Source organism: Okeania sp. SIO2C9, from assembly GCF_010672455.1.
GTDB lineage: Bacteria > Cyanobacteriota > Cyanobacteriia > Cyanobacteriales > Microcoleaceae > Okeania.
This window is the reverse complement of sequence record NZ_JAAHGO010000023.1, coordinates 21360-39832: the sequence shown is the minus strand read 5'-3', so window position 1 is coordinate 39832 and position 18473 is coordinate 21360. Positions and strand designations below refer to the sequence as shown.

Annotated in this window: 14 protein-coding genes; 1 reads left to right on the top strand and 13 read right to left on the bottom strand. The window is 33.8% G+C overall.

Annotated features, from left to right (window positions below; translation table 11 throughout):
- Positions 1-277 precede the first annotated feature (277 nt).
- Positions 278-457 carry a 30S ribosomal protein S21 gene (gene rpsU, locus F6K23_RS19070; RefSeq protein WP_293158750.1) on the bottom strand — a complete coding sequence of 60 codons (180 nt, stop codon included), beginning with the start codon at positions 455-457 and terminating at the stop codon, positions 278-280.
- Positions 458-752: 295 nt separating this feature from the next.
- On the bottom strand, positions 753-2078 hold the full coding sequence (locus F6K23_RS19065) for a hypothetical protein (protein WP_293158748.1): 1326 nt from the start codon (positions 2076-2078) through the stop codon (positions 753-755).
- Between the two features lie 629 nt (positions 2079-2707).
- Between F6K23_RS19065 and murF the strand changes: the two genes are divergently transcribed.
- On the top strand, positions 2708-4117 hold the full coding sequence (gene murF / locus F6K23_RS19060) for a UDP-N-acetylmuramoyl-tripeptide--D-alanyl-D-alanine ligase (RefSeq protein ID WP_293158746.1): 1410 nt from the start codon (positions 2708-2710) through the stop codon (positions 4115-4117).
- A 666-nt stretch (positions 4118-4783) separates the two neighbouring features.
- On the opposite strand, the gene F6K23_RS19055 is transcribed toward murF, so the two are convergent.
- From F6K23_RS19055 to gmd, 11 genes are all read right to left on the bottom strand, one after another.
- Positions 4784-5107 carry a hypothetical protein gene (locus F6K23_RS19055; protein ID WP_293158744.1) on the bottom strand — a complete coding sequence of 108 codons (324 nt, stop codon included), beginning with the start codon at positions 5105-5107 and terminating at the stop codon, positions 4784-4786.
- A 26-nt stretch (positions 5108-5133) separates the two neighbouring features.
- Entirely contained in the window at positions 5134-5970 is an 837-nt protein-coding gene (locus F6K23_RS19050) for a hypothetical protein (protein WP_293158742.1), read from the bottom strand.
- Positions 5971-6505: 535 nt separating this feature from the next.
- Positions 6506-7066, bottom strand: coding sequence for a YHS domain-containing (seleno)protein (locus F6K23_RS19045; RefSeq protein ID WP_293158740.1), 561 nt, complete (start codon positions 7064-7066; stop codon positions 6506-6508).
- Between the two features lie 137 nt (positions 7067-7203).
- Entirely contained in the window at positions 7204-7434 is a 231-nt protein-coding gene (locus tag F6K23_RS41935; protein WP_367267752.1) for a hypothetical protein, read from the bottom strand.
- The gene (locus tag F6K23_RS41930; protein ID WP_367267751.1) at positions 7406-7819 is read right to left on the bottom strand and encodes an IS200/IS605 family accessory protein TnpB-related protein; all 414 of its coding nucleotides are present in this window, start codon (positions 7817-7819) and stop codon (positions 7406-7408) included. The genes F6K23_RS41935 and F6K23_RS41930 overlap by 29 nt, the downstream gene beginning before the upstream one ends.
- Positions 7820-7945: 126 nt before the next feature.
- Positions 7946-8359, bottom strand: a complete 414-nt coding sequence (locus tag F6K23_RS19035) for a hypothetical protein (protein ID WP_293158738.1) — start codon at positions 8357-8359, stop codon at positions 7946-7948.
- A gap of 793 nt (positions 8360-9152) precedes the next feature.
- On the bottom strand, positions 9153-10703 hold the full coding sequence (locus tag F6K23_RS19030) for an NAD(P)/FAD-dependent oxidoreductase (protein WP_293158736.1): 1551 nt from the start codon (positions 10701-10703) through the stop codon (positions 9153-9155).
- A gap of 1476 nt (positions 10704-12179) precedes the next feature.
- Complete coding sequence (locus F6K23_RS19025) at positions 12180-12614, bottom strand: AbrB family transcriptional regulator (RefSeq protein WP_287524110.1); 435 nt, start codon at positions 12612-12614, stop codon at positions 12180-12182.
- A 510-nt stretch (positions 12615-13124) separates the two neighbouring features.
- Complete coding sequence (locus tag F6K23_RS19020) at positions 13125-13844, bottom strand: DUF2786 domain-containing protein (RefSeq protein ID WP_293158732.1); 720 nt, start codon at positions 13842-13844, stop codon at positions 13125-13127.
- A gap of 1206 nt (positions 13845-15050) precedes the next feature.
- Positions 15051-15995, bottom strand: a complete 945-nt coding sequence (locus F6K23_RS19015) for a GDP-L-fucose synthase (RefSeq protein ID WP_293158730.1) — start codon at positions 15993-15995, stop codon at positions 15051-15053.
- A 1432-nt stretch (positions 15996-17427) separates the two neighbouring features.
- Entirely contained in the window at positions 17428-18456 is a 1029-nt protein-coding gene (gene gmd / locus F6K23_RS19010) for a GDP-mannose 4,6-dehydratase (protein WP_293158728.1), read from the bottom strand.
- Positions 18457-18473 lie beyond the last annotated feature (17 nt).

The window sequence follows — 18473 nt, the reverse complement described above, 5'->3', positions numbered from 1 at the left end:
CCGAACATGATATAAATCCTCTCCTTTATTTAAAGGAGAAGAAAGGGGTCGTTAGCGTAGTTTCCCGTAGGGTGGGATGGTAAGGTCTCCTCGCTGGCCTCCAATCGAGTAAGAGAAGAAAAAATTTTCCTTAAGTGTCAATCCTCTTATTTTCAAGGAGAGGTAATTGTTAATTATTAATTATTAATTATTAATTATTAATTGTTGAAGATAGCTACAAAACTCCTGTACTAAATTATCTGAACTATAAATTAGCCTATGAAGTAAATTTTTTGCTTTAATAAAATCGTTTTTGACGTCGTGCTGCTACTGCCTTTCTCTTTCGTTTTTCCTGAGAAGTTTCAAAGTACCGACGTTTTTTCACATCTGCAAGGATACCTGCTCTAGAAACTTGACGTTTGAATCGCCGGAGGGCCGACTCTATACCTTCGTTTTCACCTAGTAACACTTGGGTCATTACTTTTTATTCTTGTCTTTACTTAACCTATGCTTAGTGTTTAACTACCCACAGCTACAAGCTAAGGGGTTATCTAATTATTTATTATTTATAATACGATAGCTAAATTAGGCAACATATTTAATCTTTTAATGTTTACCGTATTTTTTATTGATTTTTTTATATATGTAGATTAACTATAAGTCCATCATGTAAATGATACTTGAAAACTTTACTCTGAGCTTTATTTTAACATTGCAATATTATTCCTGATGTTAACTTAGCTTATTCTAGATTTGGGAAGCTTGAAAATATTCTAACGAATGAAGGATAAATCAACTCTACCAAAGTTAGTACTTAAAGCAACGTGCATATTTTCTAGAGCTTTCACTAACCACATAACTGTTTCTCTAGTATGTGATTCGTAATGGTTAAATAGTATAGAAAATCGTTTTTCTAGGTATGGTTTGACTCTATAGCAGACCAAAACTATTTTCAGTAAAAGGCCAATTGTTTTGATTGGACCCAGGTTGGCCATTAGATTAAGAAATATAAAGTGTTGTGGTTTTTGGGTGCTTTCTACAATTAGAAATCCTAACATTTGATTACAAGTTCTCATCAGCAAAAAGTCGTTAAACTGTTTGTCATTACTGTGAGACATAGTATTTTTTAGCTGCTTATATAGTTTATCTTGAAACTGATGCTTAATAGATTTGGAATCTACATCAAAAGATGTACTTAAATATTCATAGAAACTTTCTTTAAAAGAATGATAGGATTGAGGTTGTCTGACATGGGTTAGGAAACTTTTTGCATTATCTCGATAGTTATTACCATTTTCAACTTTACCTACAAATAGTTTAATTGCTGATAATACTTCCCGATCGCTTAAAAGAGTAGGATTTTGAATATTGTTGGTGCCTTCCCAACGAGCTACTGTCAAGTTTGAAAGCGTAGCTCCTCTTTCAGAGGCAGTGCTTACTACTCTCTGTCTAATTTTATGAGTTACATATTTGGATAAGTCTATTTCAAATTTTCTCTGTTTCTGTCGTTGAATTTTTCTGATAACTTGTTGGTGTTCATAACTACTATCTGGGGTAACTAAACAATGTTGGTATAGGTAAGGATAGCGTGGAATTAGAGTTCTTAAAGGTTGAGCTAGAGCACTATTAGTGTTTTTGTAACTTCCTGTTTCTTGGTTGATTAATTCTGTTAAGCGTTTTAAGGAGAGATATTGCTCACTTGTTGTGAACCCTTGAACCAGTTCCAATAATTTCTTACTATTACGAGAACCGTAGTAGTGGCGGCGTGCTTGTTTATTTTCGACTCGCTCGAAAAGCTTCATTAATTCTACTAAAACATCCTTTTTATAGTTATAGGGTTGTTTTCTATTGATAACTATATGACAGCAGCGATTTAAGATAAAATTAAAATCTTCTTCAATTTCTGGCAATGCTGTAATTCTGTCTAGTGCTTGAGATATTTCTCTGTCAGGATATCCCGAACCATTAATAAATAAAATTCTAAATCTTTCAATTACTTCTGTTGAAGACTCTAGGTCTATCAATTGGATAAAATGGTTATAGATATCTTGTTCATCTTGAGATTTGTATTTATTATATTCGTCCATAAGATTTTTCATTTGGCATCTTTCCCACTTGCTTTAAGATTTTTATATTCCAGAGCTAGTCTTACGATTAATTAGCATCTCTAGTTTTTATAAAACTGTATATTTAATTCCAAATTAGGTTGATATTTACTGTGGTAAAGTAAATATAATTTGTATTTATAACTCAGTATTAAGACTACTTAGATATGGTATACCTAACATCGGTATTCTACAGTTGACTAAAACCCATAATTTTCATTATCTTAAAAATTTACTGAATTTGTGTGAAGTTTCAGTAAAGATTTTGCTTTATTAAAAACTCTCCTTCATTGGACAATTTTGATTTGACTAATTTATCGGTAGCATCTACTTCCAAATCCGTACAAGTTTTTCGCCACTGATTGTCATATACATTAAGATAAAGATAGTCTAAATTTTTTTAATTTTTGTGCAAAAGGTTTTAGTTATTTTTTCTTATGTCAGTTCTGAGTTATGACAAAGTTTACCAAACTTCAAAAAATTTTTTTTTGATCTTGAGAATTATTTACACTTTTTATTTTTTCCTGGTTACTCAGTTAACTCTCAGAAAATAAATTGACTTCAACAATAACAAATACTCTAATATAATTATTACATATATTTGAGTAGGACTGCCAATCGTTATGGTCTGTCACATTACCTTATCTCAATTAATTGAAATCTTAGCTGCTACAACACTTACAAATTTTCAGATTCCTGAAAAAAAATTAATTATAGGCATAAATACAGACACTCGTAACTTACAATCTGGTGAAGGATTTGTGGCATTACGAGGTGAAAAGTTTGATGGCCATAAATTTGTGAAACAGGCAATGGAAAAAGGGGCTTCTTGTATCATTGTTGAGGAAGAATATACCTTAAAGAATAGAGTTACACAAGAGTCAAATAGCGTAACTATATTACAAGTAGAAAATACTTTAGAAGCTTACCAAAAAATTGCTCGTTGGTGGCGAGATCGGTTTGCTATTCCTGTAATTGCGGTAACAGGTTCAGTGGGTAAAACTACTACTAAGGAATTAATTGCTCAAGTCTTGACTACTCAGGGTCAAGTTCTGAAAACTGAAGCTAACTATAATAATGAAATAGGTGTGCCTAAAACTCTACTAGGACTTTCCTCTGATGATAATTATGCTGTGGTGGAAATGGCAATGCGAGGACCAGGGGAGATAGCAGAATTAACACATATTGCCAATCCGACAATTGGCTTAATTACTAATGTTGGTACTGCTCATATTGGTCGTTTGGGTTCTGTTGAAGCGATCGCTCGAGCTAAGTGTGAATTACTTGCAGAAATGTCTTCTAATAGTATTGCTATTTTGAATTATGATAACCGACGCTTAATGGAAACTGCTGCTAAGTTTTGGTCGGGAGAAACTTTTACTTATGGTTTACAGGGAGGTGATTTACAAGGAAGATTAATTGATTCTCAGACTATAAATGTTGCAGGTGTGGATTTAGCTTTGCCTTTGCCGGGACTTCATAATGCTTCTAATTATTTGGCAGCATTGGCTGTTTTTAAGGTAATTAATGGTAGAAGTATTTCTACTAAAAATCTCTTCCAACCTTTGATTAATAATTTATCGATTGAATTGCCTGAAGGTAGGGCAAAAAGATACAATTTAGATAATGATATTGTAATTTTAGATGAAACTTATAATGCTGGATTAGAGTCGATGATTGCTGCTCTAAATTTGTTAGTTGAAACTCCGGGAAAACGTCATGTTGCTGTGTTAGGAACTATGAAAGAGTTAGGAGATAAATCAGTTTTGTTTCATCAACAAGTTGGTAATGTTGTGCGAGATTTGAATATTGATGGTTTATTTATTTTGGCAGATTTTGAAGAAGCACAAGCAATGGCTATTGGTGCTGCTGGTTTGCAGTTTATAGAGGTAGAAAATATTACTTCTAATGATGTTCATCAGAAATTAGCAACACATTTGCAGGAGTTTTTACAACCAGGCGATTGTGTTCTTTTTAAGGCTTCTCATTCTGTGGCACTTAATAAAGTTGTTGAGATTTTAATTAATAAGTAGTGTATTTATAGCACAGGCATCTTGCCTGTCACAGTTGTATCTTACTAAGTAGCCCTGTAAAAATAAGTTGTACAAATTTTATCTGAAATAGATTGTGAAATCTAGCTTCCATTAACAAAACTGTTCAGGTTATTATTACACGGCTCCTAAGTATTAAAAACCCTGCAATATTAAATCCATATTTGTACTGAACTTTATTAAATATGAAACTTTGTAGCACAGGTATTTTGCCTGTCACGGATGTATTTTACTAATATGAAATACCCTGCAATATTAAATCCATATTTTCCTTAACTTCATTAAACTGGTATTAAATTCTCTGTTATGAACTAGACCTCTTCAGAAAACGTTATCAAACCTTGATTCCAGGGTAGCAAATTTGTAATTTTTGGAGAGGTCTACTTAGGGTTTGCTGAAAAAGTCTGATGGGTGAGGGTAGGAGACAGCTATACAGGAGACAGGATACAGGATAAATGGGGAATGAGCGAGGAGGTAGAAGTAAGAATTGTCCCTCAATTTTTATGTCATAATTATTCCAAAATACTAGCTTTTTGCAGCTGTTTCCATCGAAAAGCTGGTACTTTTCCCATACCTAAAATTGCTCAAACTAATATCAGTCAATAATTTGATATTTATTCAGCAAACCCTACTTAAGAAGCAAAGCAATTATATAAGATAAAACATTATCAGAAATAACACTTGTATGACGACAATTATTGTGTAAATTCGTTTGAATGCGTCGTCATATTTTTTGTAATTTATATTTGACATTGCAACTGCAATACCATAAGAACCTCCAATTATGGTATGAAAACGTAAAATATCTTCTGGAATATCAAAAATAGAATAGTTATCGAAGTAACACATGACAAAAGTTATCGTGTTGATGTGAAAATAATAGATAAATATTGCCATGTGAAGCATAGAAAGAACATCAGCAGAACTTTCTTCTTGGTAAAAAGAGCTGTAAATACCCGTAAAGCAACACATTATCAAAATCATAGGTATATGTGTAACTATAGCCCAAAAAATCTGCTATTTCTTGTGTTTTTATTTTTTCCTAGAATATAAAAAAATCTTGTTACGCTAATAAAAATTATTCCAGTTATAATCCTTTGAGAGAATATTTGAGGGTTATTACCCAATAAATTAAGAACTGAAGAATTTATTGAATCTAGTGGTACTAATAATGTAATTGACACCCAAAAAGATATTACATACAAAACCACTGTTGCTACAACTGCTTTTATTAGATTTATTGCCGAGTAGAAGAAAAAATAAAATAGGTATAATAAGAAACAGATCAATGAAATAAAGAACAAATTTTCTGAAAGACTTATAATGCTGCGAGGAAATGTAGCTACGATGTCGGGAGATTGCATAAATCCATAAATAAACCCTGTTAGAATACAAACAAGTAAAATGATGAAAAAAGTTTTTACTTGCCAAGTCATCGTTAACGTTATTCTTTCCCAAATTTCGCCTATCGTAAGGTTTTTTGAGGTTATTTTTCTATCTTCTGTTATTTTATTTAATCTATTTATTCTTTCTTTTTTTCGCCTTTCTGTTTGTTCTCGCCTTTGCTCTTGCCTTTTTTGTTCTCGCTTTTCTTCTTCTTTAAGTTCAGCTTCTTTAATCAGTTTTTTACATCTGTCAATTTCTCGCTCAACCTGATTAAGTCCTCCTTTCATAGGATTTATTTCTCGATCTATATTCTGATTTTTTTCAGAATAATTTTCATTAATCCATACTGTATCTTTGCTTGCTTCTTTATGCCATATCTGATTTTCTATTCGTGTTTTGTCGGAGATAAGTGAAGAAAGTTCAAAATTTAATTTTGGCAAGTCATTCATTTTATTTTTTGTATTTTGGTTACGACAAATATATAATATTCTTATACCAATTTCAAAAAAGAATGTTACAAATAATAAGTGCAATAAAAAGATTTTGTAGGAAATTTATATTTGACAAAAAAGATAATTTACGACCTGAAAACTGGCATTAAATCCATTCATTCTGACTCCTGAATTCTGGATTCTGTTTGCGGAGAATTCCGTAGGAAATTCTAATAAATATCCTAGTGCCGCTACGCGGAAGTCAGAAGTCAGAAGTCAGAAGTCAGAAGTATTGATTGACTGTCAGATGTGCGTCTTATACCATTTCTCTGTAACAATGCGCTTAATAATTCTTACCAATACTTGAATTTTACTAATAGCTGTTATCTTTTATTAAGCGCAACTTCATGGAGAAATGGTATTACATTCTGGAGGCGATGTGTGCGGAACTATTTCCGCACAGTAGACGCGCCGTAGGAAACCTCGCCAATTAGCACTCGCTTTTAAATGCATGACTTTTAACTTCCGGGTAGCGGGACTAGAGCTTCACCCCTCACCCCCGAAAGTTGGCGGCTGCAGCAGGCCAGTTTTCATTGGCGCTGGCAATATTGCCTGGAATATCGCGTTCCCAGCGATCGCGAACCCTTAAACTGAAATTGAGATATAGCCTCCCTTCGACAATGCTCCAGGCTTCTGGAACGATAGGAGCAGTGTATCCATTGGCAACGGCAAAAGCACAGAAACCTCCATACTGGGGAGCATATTTTCCTGGGTTTGCTGCAAACAAGTCGCGATTTTTGGCACTGGAAAACCACCAATTGACACCCATCCAGTTGTGAGTAAATTGTTTATTTCCTTGGACAGGTTTACCTACTTGAAAATACGCAACTGGGTCAGTACCTCGAATGGCAACTCCGTTTTCCGCAAAAATCGGCTCTGTGACATTGGCGATTTGAGATTCATCAGTCTTGTTGGGCGATACGGCAACAGCAGGTGGTACAGGATCGGTGGATAGTTCCACTGATGGCTGAGGGGAATCTTTCGTTTGTAGGGAGGCACACCCTATGACCAACCCGAAACTAATTGAAGACAGGACAAAATATCGACGTTTCATCTTAAACTTTTTCTCAAAAGGATTTTGGGATTGCAGGATCGATATCTTTAACTTAAGCTAATCAACTGAGCAGACTATGAGAAATTCCTGAAACTCTTTTCATATTGATACTCCCCGCTCTAAAGATACGGAGATTCTTAAGCAATCCAAAACTGGATTCTTAAAGGCATTATCAAACTACCTCTACTGACTCCTTCGAGAGTAAACTCCAAAGTTGTCGCTACTTTTTTGAGAATATTAGCTGCTCCATTCACATCAGCATTTACTAACAAACCGTTTTTGGTTTGATATAAACCTCTCTGTACTCGTTTTCCTGACGGCTTCCACCTCTCGGGTTTTTCACGCCCTGTTGGGCAGGAAATCATCATCTAAAAAACTTGCTTGCGAGGTGTAAGATTCTTCAGTTTGAATAAACTCTATGCCGTACAATTCGCATAACTGACTAATTCGTTCTTTGAGTTTAGCTGTGGGAATTTGCACAAATTTTTGATTGTTTTTGGCTCCAATGTTAATAGCATTTTTTTGCCCCTTATTCCATCCAAAAACAATCCTACCAATACCATTTTCTAAGCAGTTATTTATAACTAATCTGGCCGCTTTATTCACAGCATCGCGCATTTGTCTGTTGCGTTTTTCAGTTATATTGGCTAACTTTTTTGACCAGAATCCTTGAGGTTTGTTCTCTTTAATTGTTGCTATTTGTTTGTTATACCACTGGTTAACCGATTTTAAATGTTTGCCATCTACAATCAAGCTTGTTCCTACATTGCTAACGCAAGTTAACCAATTACCAAAAAATGAGGGTATGTGCCTCCCCTTTTAAGGGGATGAAAAAAATATTTAGTTCAGTATTTCAAGCCTCCGACTTCAGTCGGAGGTTCACTGATAACTGATAACTGATAACTGATAACTGAAATGACCAACTCCGTGGTCAATACCGAGAACTTTATCCCTGTCAAGTTCAGGTTGATCGATTTCTAACTGATAAACCCACTCAACATAAAAGCAACCATTACGAGGTAGAATCCTTATTTCTCGAATTTTTTTAAACTCAAGATTGTTGGGAAAATTTAGCCAAAAACTATCAATCTTAAAAGCAGCTTTAACTTTTTTCCCCAGAGGTACTCTCACCTGGTTTCCTTTCAGTCTCAAAGCTTGTTTTGGATAAGTTATAACTCCTAGTCCTCCCTTTTTTCGATATTTGGGAAGTTGAGGTTTATTTTTCAGTTTTCCTAGATAGTGTTTGTAGGAAAGCTCCTTGTAGGACTTAAAAGACTCTGTTACTCCTCTCAAGGTTTGCTGTGCTGCTTGAGAATGAAGAAATTGATAATTATGATTTGACTTTAATTGCTTCTCTAAGTCGTGTTTTCCCGTGATGTATCCCTACTTAGGGTTTGCAGCAAAAAGTCTTATGGGTGAGGGTAGGAGACAGGATACAGGAGACAGGAGACAGGAGAAAAGGTTCGGGAGCGAGGAGGTAGGAGTAAGAACTGTAAGAATGATTTTTCTGCCCAACTATGAGCCTAAAATACGCTCCTTTTTGAGCATGAAGAGCTGAAAACCAGGCACTTTTTTAGACCCCAAAAAGGCTAAAACCTTTATCTGTAAATATTTTTAGATTTAATCAGCAAGCCCTACTTAAAATACCATTGTCTAGCCAAATAAATCCCACAATTAATAAGTCGGTTAACCGTGGTACATAAGTATTCTAAAAACGGGATATTTTCTGAACTTTTAATTAGCTCTTGCTGACATCCATACATCTTTATCACTTTTATGTTTTTATTATAAAATTAACATTAAAGGATCAAAAATGACAACTTTTTTAGGCGATGAAAATCGCCCGTTCATTTTTCATCCACGCTTTAAAAAGACGTGGCTTTCAAACTCTCGTCCTTCTTCCGTAATGTTCTGAGTTAAATGAAAGAAGAAATTAGAAACTTGACTCATTATCATTGGTTGAATTTTCTTTGATTGATTAAGGGGGGTATGGCAACCGAATTTAGAATAAATTATCGGATTCTTTAAGTATTTCATTTTTGATTTCAGACTTAATTCGGTAACTTCTAGCCTCTAACTTCTGACTTCAACTATAATCCCCACCAGAACCATATTGCCATTGTTCAATCAAACGGCGATAATAATAATTTTGCTCCAGAGGAATTTTTGTCACTAAAAACCCCAATTTATCTCCTATAGGAGATAATAAACTAAAAATTCCCAAATTCAAATAATGTTTCATCCAATCTAATAAATTTCCAATGCCAACTTGAGGAATAATTTTAATGACTAAACCTGGTTGCTTCAAAGAAGTCATAAATAAAGTTTGTGCTAAAGCAGGAAACTGCACGACATCTTGCAGAAAAGGTGTAAGTACAAATTCCCCTAGTCGATCCATTACCTGAAATACACCTGCCAATAGTTGATTGATTTGATTTGGTTCAACTTTTTGGTCTACCCCTACACTCATAGAACGTTGAAACAACCAAGTGACTGATATACTAGGCTGATAAGGTTGCAAAAGTGCTAGAGCATTTGAAGAAAGGTTGTCAGTTTGCAGAGCTTCATCAATACCCCCGGTTAGACGTTTCAAGTGACGTACCATAGCTCCAAAACCGCCAAAACTAAGAGGAGATTGACTCCCGCTACTATCTCCTACTGGCAAAATACGATTCCAAGGAGTTTGAAGAGGACTTTGACGATAACAAGGAAAAAAGCCAAATAACGCACGTTGGAATGTAAGTTGACTAAGCTCCACTTTTTGATATTCAGGCAATAAGCGGAGGTATTCTTCAAAGAATGATTCTAAGGAAATTCTATCTGGATGAGCATCTAAATAGGTAAATAGATAAGTAGTTCGTCCATCTCTAGCAGGAAATGCTTCCCAAAAGTATTGACATTGGTTTTGTATAGGAGTGAACGAGGCAAAAATGTCTCCCGTGTCGTTTTTTGGGTATCCAGTGGCACAAGTACCAACTACTAGACAGACAGCATCAGGTTTTTTGCCTTGACGTGCTTGTTTTACAATAGGAGAAAAATGCCCCATTGCATCCAGGAGCAGTCGAGCTTTAAATGATTGGCCATTACTAACCTGGATATTTATCCCATCTGGATGAATTGTTGCTGCTTCGTAAGCTGTATTTTCAAATAGTTGACCACCTGCTTCAAGGAAACGCTGTTTGAGAGTTTCTAGGAGGTAAAGTGGATCTACACCTATATTTAGGACATCTTTTACCCAAATATCCTTACTCTCTGGAAAGCTAATTCGGGCAGGGTTATATTCAGTGGCGATCGCTGTTTCTAATTCTTCTGAGGAGAGAAGGTTTAATTCTATAAATGTTTCTAGTTCTTTGCGAGATATATTCCATTCTTGTTTTCTACCTTTGAGAATACCTCGTTCTAATAAAGCTACCCGCCAACCTTTTTTTACTAAAGTTGCTCCAATAAGTATACCCAGAGTTCCACCACAAATTACTACATCCCAGTCTAAAGTGTTTAATAATTGAGTTTCTTTTTTCACAGTAGTAGGAATAGAAATATTGTCTTCTCGAAGGTTTTGCCAAACCTGGTCAGCTTTCCGCAGACCTTGTAGAGGAGTTCCCGGAATTTGCGAGAGAATTTGTTCTGTTAAGGACATAATTTTTTTGATTAATTTTTGCCGTAATTATTTTATTGCTGATTTTTAAATATTCATTCAAATTATAAGTAATTTTGGCATTGCTGATTTGAGGTATGAAATCCAACATTAGGTAAATTTTCAGCCAAAATAATACTGCAAATTATACCTATTTCTTCCTATTTAGTCTCCGAAAAACTCCTTTTTATCTACTGAATCGCTCCTGATGAATCCTGTTAACTAGCTATCAGCTTTTCCGTTCCGGAATGCGACCCTTGCCAGCATTTAGTTGTCAGCTAAAAATTCGATGGTTTAAGTCCCCCCATTATATTTGAAAAAATTAGTGGTGCGTGTTAATTGGGGTTTTAATCCCCCATTAAAAACCTTGAAAAACTGACTGCTGATAGCTGAGTGCTGACTCCTACTTCAAATCATACATTTATTCACCAACGCCGTAATTTTATATGACAATTCCAATATAATTGTCATCTTTGTTATGAGTTTAAATAATTACAAAACATATTTTTAGTTTGGAAGGCTTTTTTAGTAATTTGAAGTATTATAAGATTTTGCTTAACTATATTTAAATAACTATAACCATTTTTATTCATTGGTTAAGATGGCGTTGCACAGTGACGAATTATTTTAGATTTTTGATTGAATTGGATTTTGAATTTGAGAATTGCTAGTATTATTAATATTAGGTTTTTTTAGTCAAACTCTAAACTAATTTTTGGCAATATTATTCCATAATTTGCAACCTCGTTTAAGATAATTATATTGATACTATAGCAATCCTAAATTGGTTGTGAGAATTTTTATAATAGCTAATTTGAACTGAAAACTTTTAAAATTATGACTCCTGACTCCTGAATCCTGTAGGGGCGAATGGCCATTCGCCCCTACCACCAAAATATTACAAGTTAAATAGGATTGCTATATTTATGATTATTTTTAATAATTATTCAATTTCATCTAAGGTAACTTATAACATTTCTCCAAAGTAATACTATAGTTTATCACTATTGCCTCTACTTCATCTCGGGATTATTTCAGATATTTACACCTAAATCTCGAAGTAAATTCAACCCTATTTTTGTTATTTTTACCCACTTAACTTTTAAATAGATGTAAAGAAACTCAATTTTTTTGCATTGTACATCTAATTTAATTAGATTATCTCATCATTATTATCTTATAACTGAGAGTAAATAACAGTTTCAATCCTAAGACAATTATGTTTTCTCTAATGGCTCTTAACTTACTTAAAACCGATCAAAATTCTACCTGACAAAGTTAAAAATAGGTTCATCCATATTTAGGTATTTTTGAAGAGAAAAATACTCAAACTTGTCAACTTGTCTTTCAAAGTCTATTTGCTGCCAAAAACTAGGTTTCAAATACTGTAGATGACTCTAGTTTTTTGCAGCATTTTGGAATATCTAGATAATTATAATCGCAGATTTTAGAGACCATTACGATTACTACAAAATTTATCTATTCTTCCTCATTATTTTCATCTTCTTTTTCTACTTCTATATTTATCTGCCTAAGATGAATATGTTTATGCCCTAACTGGATAATAAATTCATCTCCTGGTTTTAATCCCATTTCTTGTGTATAGTTAGCGCCTATTACTAACTGTCCATTTCTATGAACACAAGCACGGTAAGTAGCAGCACGTCCTCTTCCATCTTTAACATTGTTATCATCTAAATTTAGCCCCTTTGCCTGTAAAACTGCATCGTAGAACTTAGCAAGATTTACTCGTTTCTGCTTATCTTTTGTAGTTGAATAATATCCGCAAGCAATAGCAGTATCTTTCTTTGACTTGTGCGAGAGTTCTTTAACTTTCTTCAACAATGCTTTACCAGTCAGTGGAGTATTTGATTGTTCTGAAGTATTTAATTTTTCTGTTGTTGTTTTAGCCATCTTCTCCATCTACTTAAAATATTCTTCCATAAACTTTAACACTTACGTCGTCTAATATCAAGCCTATTTAACGTTTTCTTTGAGGATATTATCTAATCTCAACTTCAGCGGAGCAACCAACCCTTAAAATCAGACAGTTTTAAGATGTAAAAAAACTAATGATTAATAGTTGATGTACTACTTACCAAATAATTAAGTTTTCAAGACTCCGATTTCAATAATAAATAAATCAAAAAAATTATGTTCGCCAATAAGATCGATTTTGCAGGAGAGTTCATTAATGGATAATTGATAATGGATAATTGATAATTACCTCGGGTTTTAACCGCTACGGAATTGAATGTAAGGAAATATTATTTCTTCTCTTGGTCGATGGTCGGACAGCGAGGAGACCTCGCCATCCCTCGACCGCTTTTTTCCCCTTAAAAGGGGAGGCTTTAAACCATAATTATTTAATTATTAATTAGTTAATTATTCGGTAATTATTAATTATTAATTGTTAATTGTTAATTATTTATAGTTAACTGTTTGATGATTTTTGCCTTTGTATAAATTGTGATTTAAATAATTCAAATTTATTTTTTCCCCAGCAACATATCCAAAAGAAAAACCTAAATCACTATTGACGGCAGTGGATTTCTGAATTTTACATTTTACACCTTCTTGCTTTAAATATACTTGAATAGCTAAAGAATATTTTTCAAACATTGAGCGTACAACCATAGCAGATGCCGAATTTTGATCGTCACTACTAGCGATACCTTTTTCCTCCATGTATTTTCGTCTTTGCTCTAATCTCTGTCTTAATCTAGTTGCACAACCAACTCGAAAAGCATTAATAAAAGTTCTTCCTTTACCCCTATGTTGTTTTACTAAACTGTCAACTACAGCAGTTAAATATTTATAAAGTGATTTAGAAACTGTAATATTAGTTTCTGTTCCTACTAGTCTCATTTCGCCACTGTAAGTAGAACGCATTGCTTGACATCCATTAGCATTAGCAATTCCTGCTAAAATCCACATTTTCCAGGTAACATAACGACCTGTTCTATCAATAATACCCTTAGTAATATCTTCATCCTTTTCTTGTCCTAAGTCTGCTACACATAAATTATGTTGAGCTAATAATTCTGCTGCCTTCTCAGCCGCTAATGCAGCTTCATGTTCATTAGGTGAATTGGCAAGAGCTAGGAGTTTACTAATCTTTTCTAGGAGATTCTTATTAACCATTTCTCTCAGCTTATTTCTGATGCTTTATTATAAATTTTTTATTATGCGACTATACTTACTCAATGTAATATTTACGGTGTTGCTGATGTCTAGGTATGATTTGTATTTGTTGGCGATAATGCTCTGCATCGCTACCGCGAACGCTAAACTATTAAATGACAAATACTTGAGATTATTCAGTTTTTATTTTCATACCTTGATTCAGCAATGGGATATTTACTAGATATGATGGTTTGTTTCAGAATAATTTTTTTTGATTATATTTAATTTTTCATAATTATTCTGTAGTGAATATCATATAGATTATGATAGTAATTAGCTTTGATGTAATCCTATATAATCAAAATTTGTCAAGCTATGAATAACTTTATTGAATTACAAAATTCTATGGCTTCATAACTATCAAACTTTCAAAAATGTGTTTTAGTATAATTCAACAACTGCTATTTTAGTATAGTGCTTAAAACAGTGTTTTATTGAGTGATACATATGCAATTTATTGTTTATTTTTTGTCCTCTAAATCCCAATTTTTTATCTCATACAACTGATAAAAGCTATAGGTGGTACTGCATTGTAATGGTCGTGCATTGTCCGACAATTTTGTTACGAGGCACGGCAGTGGGAGTATCTTGCTCCCGTACCTGGTATTTCTGTTTGCTGTATACCACTACGCTCCGCAGGACTACCAAGCTATAAACTAGATTTAATTTTGCTTCGAGCGATGCTTGATCGCTTATCGGGACTTTAGCAAAAAATGCCTTAAAAATAGTTTTAAACCCTTGCTATATAATGCTTTAACGTCAAAATAGCCTATTTATTGATATATCTAGGTTTGAGACATTTTTAGCCAGAGCAACGTATTTTCCTTGCTATCGTTGAGTTTGAAGCCATTTTTAGCAGAAAAAATATCAAAGTCCCGTTATACAGTTTCACTAAAGTCAGAAGTCAGAAGTGATATTTTAGGTACTTAAAACCTCTACTCTACAGTAATTTCTGCTTATTATTTGACTTCATCACTGACTAACTATATTGTGACATTTTTTAAGTGAATTGGTATTACAACATAACTTCCTGATATTTTTAATAACTCTATGGTAAATTTTATCCAGAAAAGTTTTGAATTATATAAAAGCTGAAAGATAATTTTCTTCCAGCTCTATCTTATGTCAATTAATTATCACAGATAAAATCTATATTCTTTAAACTTAGTCAGCATTTTTTCGATACCATTCAATTGTATTCTTCAGTCCTTGCTTAAAATCTACATTAGCAACAAAACCAAATTTTTCTTTTGCTTTTTGTGTATCCAAACATCTTCTAGGTTGACCATTTGGTTTATCAGTTTCCCAAATTATTTCCCCTTGAAATTCCATTAAATCACAAATTAATTCTACTAAATCACGAATCTTTACTTCATAATTAGTTCCTAAATTAATAGGTTCAGATTCATTGTAAAATTGAGTTGCCATCACAATTCCTCTAGCCGCATCTGTAGAGTATAAAAATTCACGACTAGGACTACCATCACCCCAAACAGGTAATTTTTTATCTCCTCTAAGTTGTGCTTCATGCACTTTCCTAATCAAAGCAGGAATAACATGAGAACTCTTTGGATTAAAATTATCTTCAGGCCCATACAAGTTAACAGGTAATAGATAAACTCCATTAAAACCGTATTGTTGACGATAAGCTTCCAATTGAACTAAAAGAGCTTTCTTAGCAATACCATAAGGAGCATTAGTTTCTTCTGGATAACCAATCCAAAGGTCTTCTTCTTTAAATGGAACGGGAGTAAATTTAGGATAAGCGCATATTGTACCCACACAAACAAATTTTTCTACACCTGCTTTATAAGCAGAATCAATTAATTGAACCCCCATCATTAGATTGTCATAAAATAACTCAGCAGGTTTTTCTTGATTCAAACCAATACCACCTACATGAGCAGCAAGATGAATTACAATATCTTGTCCATCAACTACTTTTTGGCAAGCTTCTAAGGTACAAAGGTCATAATCACGCGATCGCGGTATAGTAATCTTATTAGGATTAGCTCCTGCCTGATTAAGTTGATCTAAAACTTGGCGTCCAAGAAAACCCGATCCACCTGTCACCAGAATTTTTTTGTTTTCTAACTCTAATTTAGTCATAAAAAATCTCCGAGATTGATATTCATCAGACATTAAGTCCAGGGTTTAGTGCCGCTACCCGGAAGTTAAAAGTCGTAGGGATAAATGGCCATTCGCCCATACATAAAGTCAAAAGTATTGATTTGTAATTGTTTTAGGATTTTATAACTGGTAAGTTATTTCCCCCATCCTGCACTAGGTAATTAGGGTTTGCTGAAAAAGTATGAGTGGTAGGGGGTAGAATCCAGAAGTCAGGAGGAATGGGAATTATAGAAGAAGTAGTCAGAAGAATCGTAACAGTGATTTTCTACCCCTCGAAATGCCGAAAGTCTTAGATTTTTGAACCATTACCACCTAAAAGCTGGTACTCCCTTAGTACCTGAAAAGGGTAAAACCTTTACCTATCAAGACTTTGATATTTAATCAGCAAGCCCTAATTAGGGTTTGCTGAAAAAGTCTATTAGTAGGAGTAGGAGACAGGAGACAGGAGACAGGATAAATGGCTTGGGAGCGAGGAGGTAGGAGCAAGAATTGTCCCAAGATTTTCTGCCCAACTATGCGCCTAAAATATTGAATTTTTGAGCATTTTAGACTGAAATAGGCGCACTTTTTTCGAGTTCAAAAAGGCTAAAGTCTTGATATGTCAATACTTTTAGATTTAATCAGCAAGCCCTAATTAGAATCAGTCAGTTCGGAAAGACAAGCGATACAATATTATCTATCAGAAATTAGACTGATATGAAGTAATTAGAAAAATCCTCTATTTGCTCTATTTGACCGTAGAGGAATGTAATTTATATTATCAAAATAATTGAGTCTAAAACCCTGCCTTTTAAGGCGAAATATTTTTGGAGGTTTGCTCAAATCCCCGTTACAAAAAAAACTTCTGACTTAGTTAAATCTTTCTGATTTTCTATTCTCAAGTTTGTCAACCGTTTTGCATTTTATAGTAGTTCAATTTAATTTGTCATATTTTCCTGAAAATTCAGGATTTTTATGAGATTTTTTTGCAGCTTATCAGTATTTTCTTAGTAACTTTCAAGTTGATTACATCTCCAATCTTTAGGTATAGGAAACTATCTATAATTCCTACAGGATATTCAGTATCTTAAATCGAATACCTAGCTTTATTTCACATCAACTTCAAAATAATTAATTCTAAGTAATGTAATTCTATATCATCCTCATTAATTAGCTAGTTCAACTTTTGAGTTCATTCCTATTGCTTAAATTAGGGATGTTTATCTATAATTATTAACTACTTTAACTCAGACTTACTTTATAGATACACCCCATAATTTTTTTCCACTTTTCAGCTAATTTTCAAGTCTCAATTTTTTTGTCAACTTTTAGTTATATAGCGCAAACAAAATTAGCTAAATTAAGTATCACTTCAAAATAATTAAGGATTAACTTCAACAGTAATTACAATCTTAGATTTAGGCAAAAAATTTTAATCAAACCCACTACCAACCATACTAGATTTTTCCAAAGCTTTAATATCAGAATCAACCATCAAATGTACTAACTCTGTAAATGTAACTGATGGTTGCCAACCTAGTTTTTCTTTTGCCTTTGTACAATCACCAATCAATAAATCTACTTCTGCAGGACGTAAATAACGAGGGTCAAACTCTACATAATCTTGCCAATTTAGATTAACATGAGTAAATGCTATTTCTAGAAATTCCTTAATAGAATGAGTTTCATTAGTAGCAATCACATAATCATCTGGTTGCTCCTGTTGTAGCATCATCCACATAGCTCGGACATAATCCTTTGCATATCCCCAATCTCGTTTAGAATCTAGATTACCAAGATAGAGTTTCTTCTGTTTACCCGCTACAATTCTGGCTACAGCACGAGTAATTTTGCGAGTTACAAAAGTTTCCCCCCGACGTGGACTTTCATGGTTAAACAATATGCCATTACAAGCAAAGAGATTATATGACTCTCTGTAATTTAGTGTTTGCCAATGGGCATAAACTTTAGCACAAGAATAAGGACTACGAGGATAAAAAGGTGTAGTTTCTTTCTGGGGTACTTCCTGAACTTTGCCAAACATTTCAGAAGAACCAGCTTGATAGAAACGGACTTCTATTCCAGTACGATATTGGTAGTCTCGAATTGCTTCGAGTAAACGTAGAGCACCCATTGCTACAGTATCTACGGTATACTCTGGAGAATCGAAGCTCACTCTCACATGGGACTGGGCACCCAAATTATATATTTCTACTGGTCTGACTTCTTCAAGAATGCGACGTATAGTAGTTCCATCAGTTAAATCTCCATAATGCAGAAATAAACTAACATTGGGATTGTGAGGGTCTTGATATATATGGTCTATTCTATTTGTATTGAAGCTAGAACTACGTCTAATAATACCATGAACCTCATAGTCCTTCTCTAACAAAAGTTCGCTCAAGTATGAACCATCTTGACCTGTAATACCAGTAATTAGTGCTCGTTTCTTTTCAGTCATTGGAGTTAATATTTACA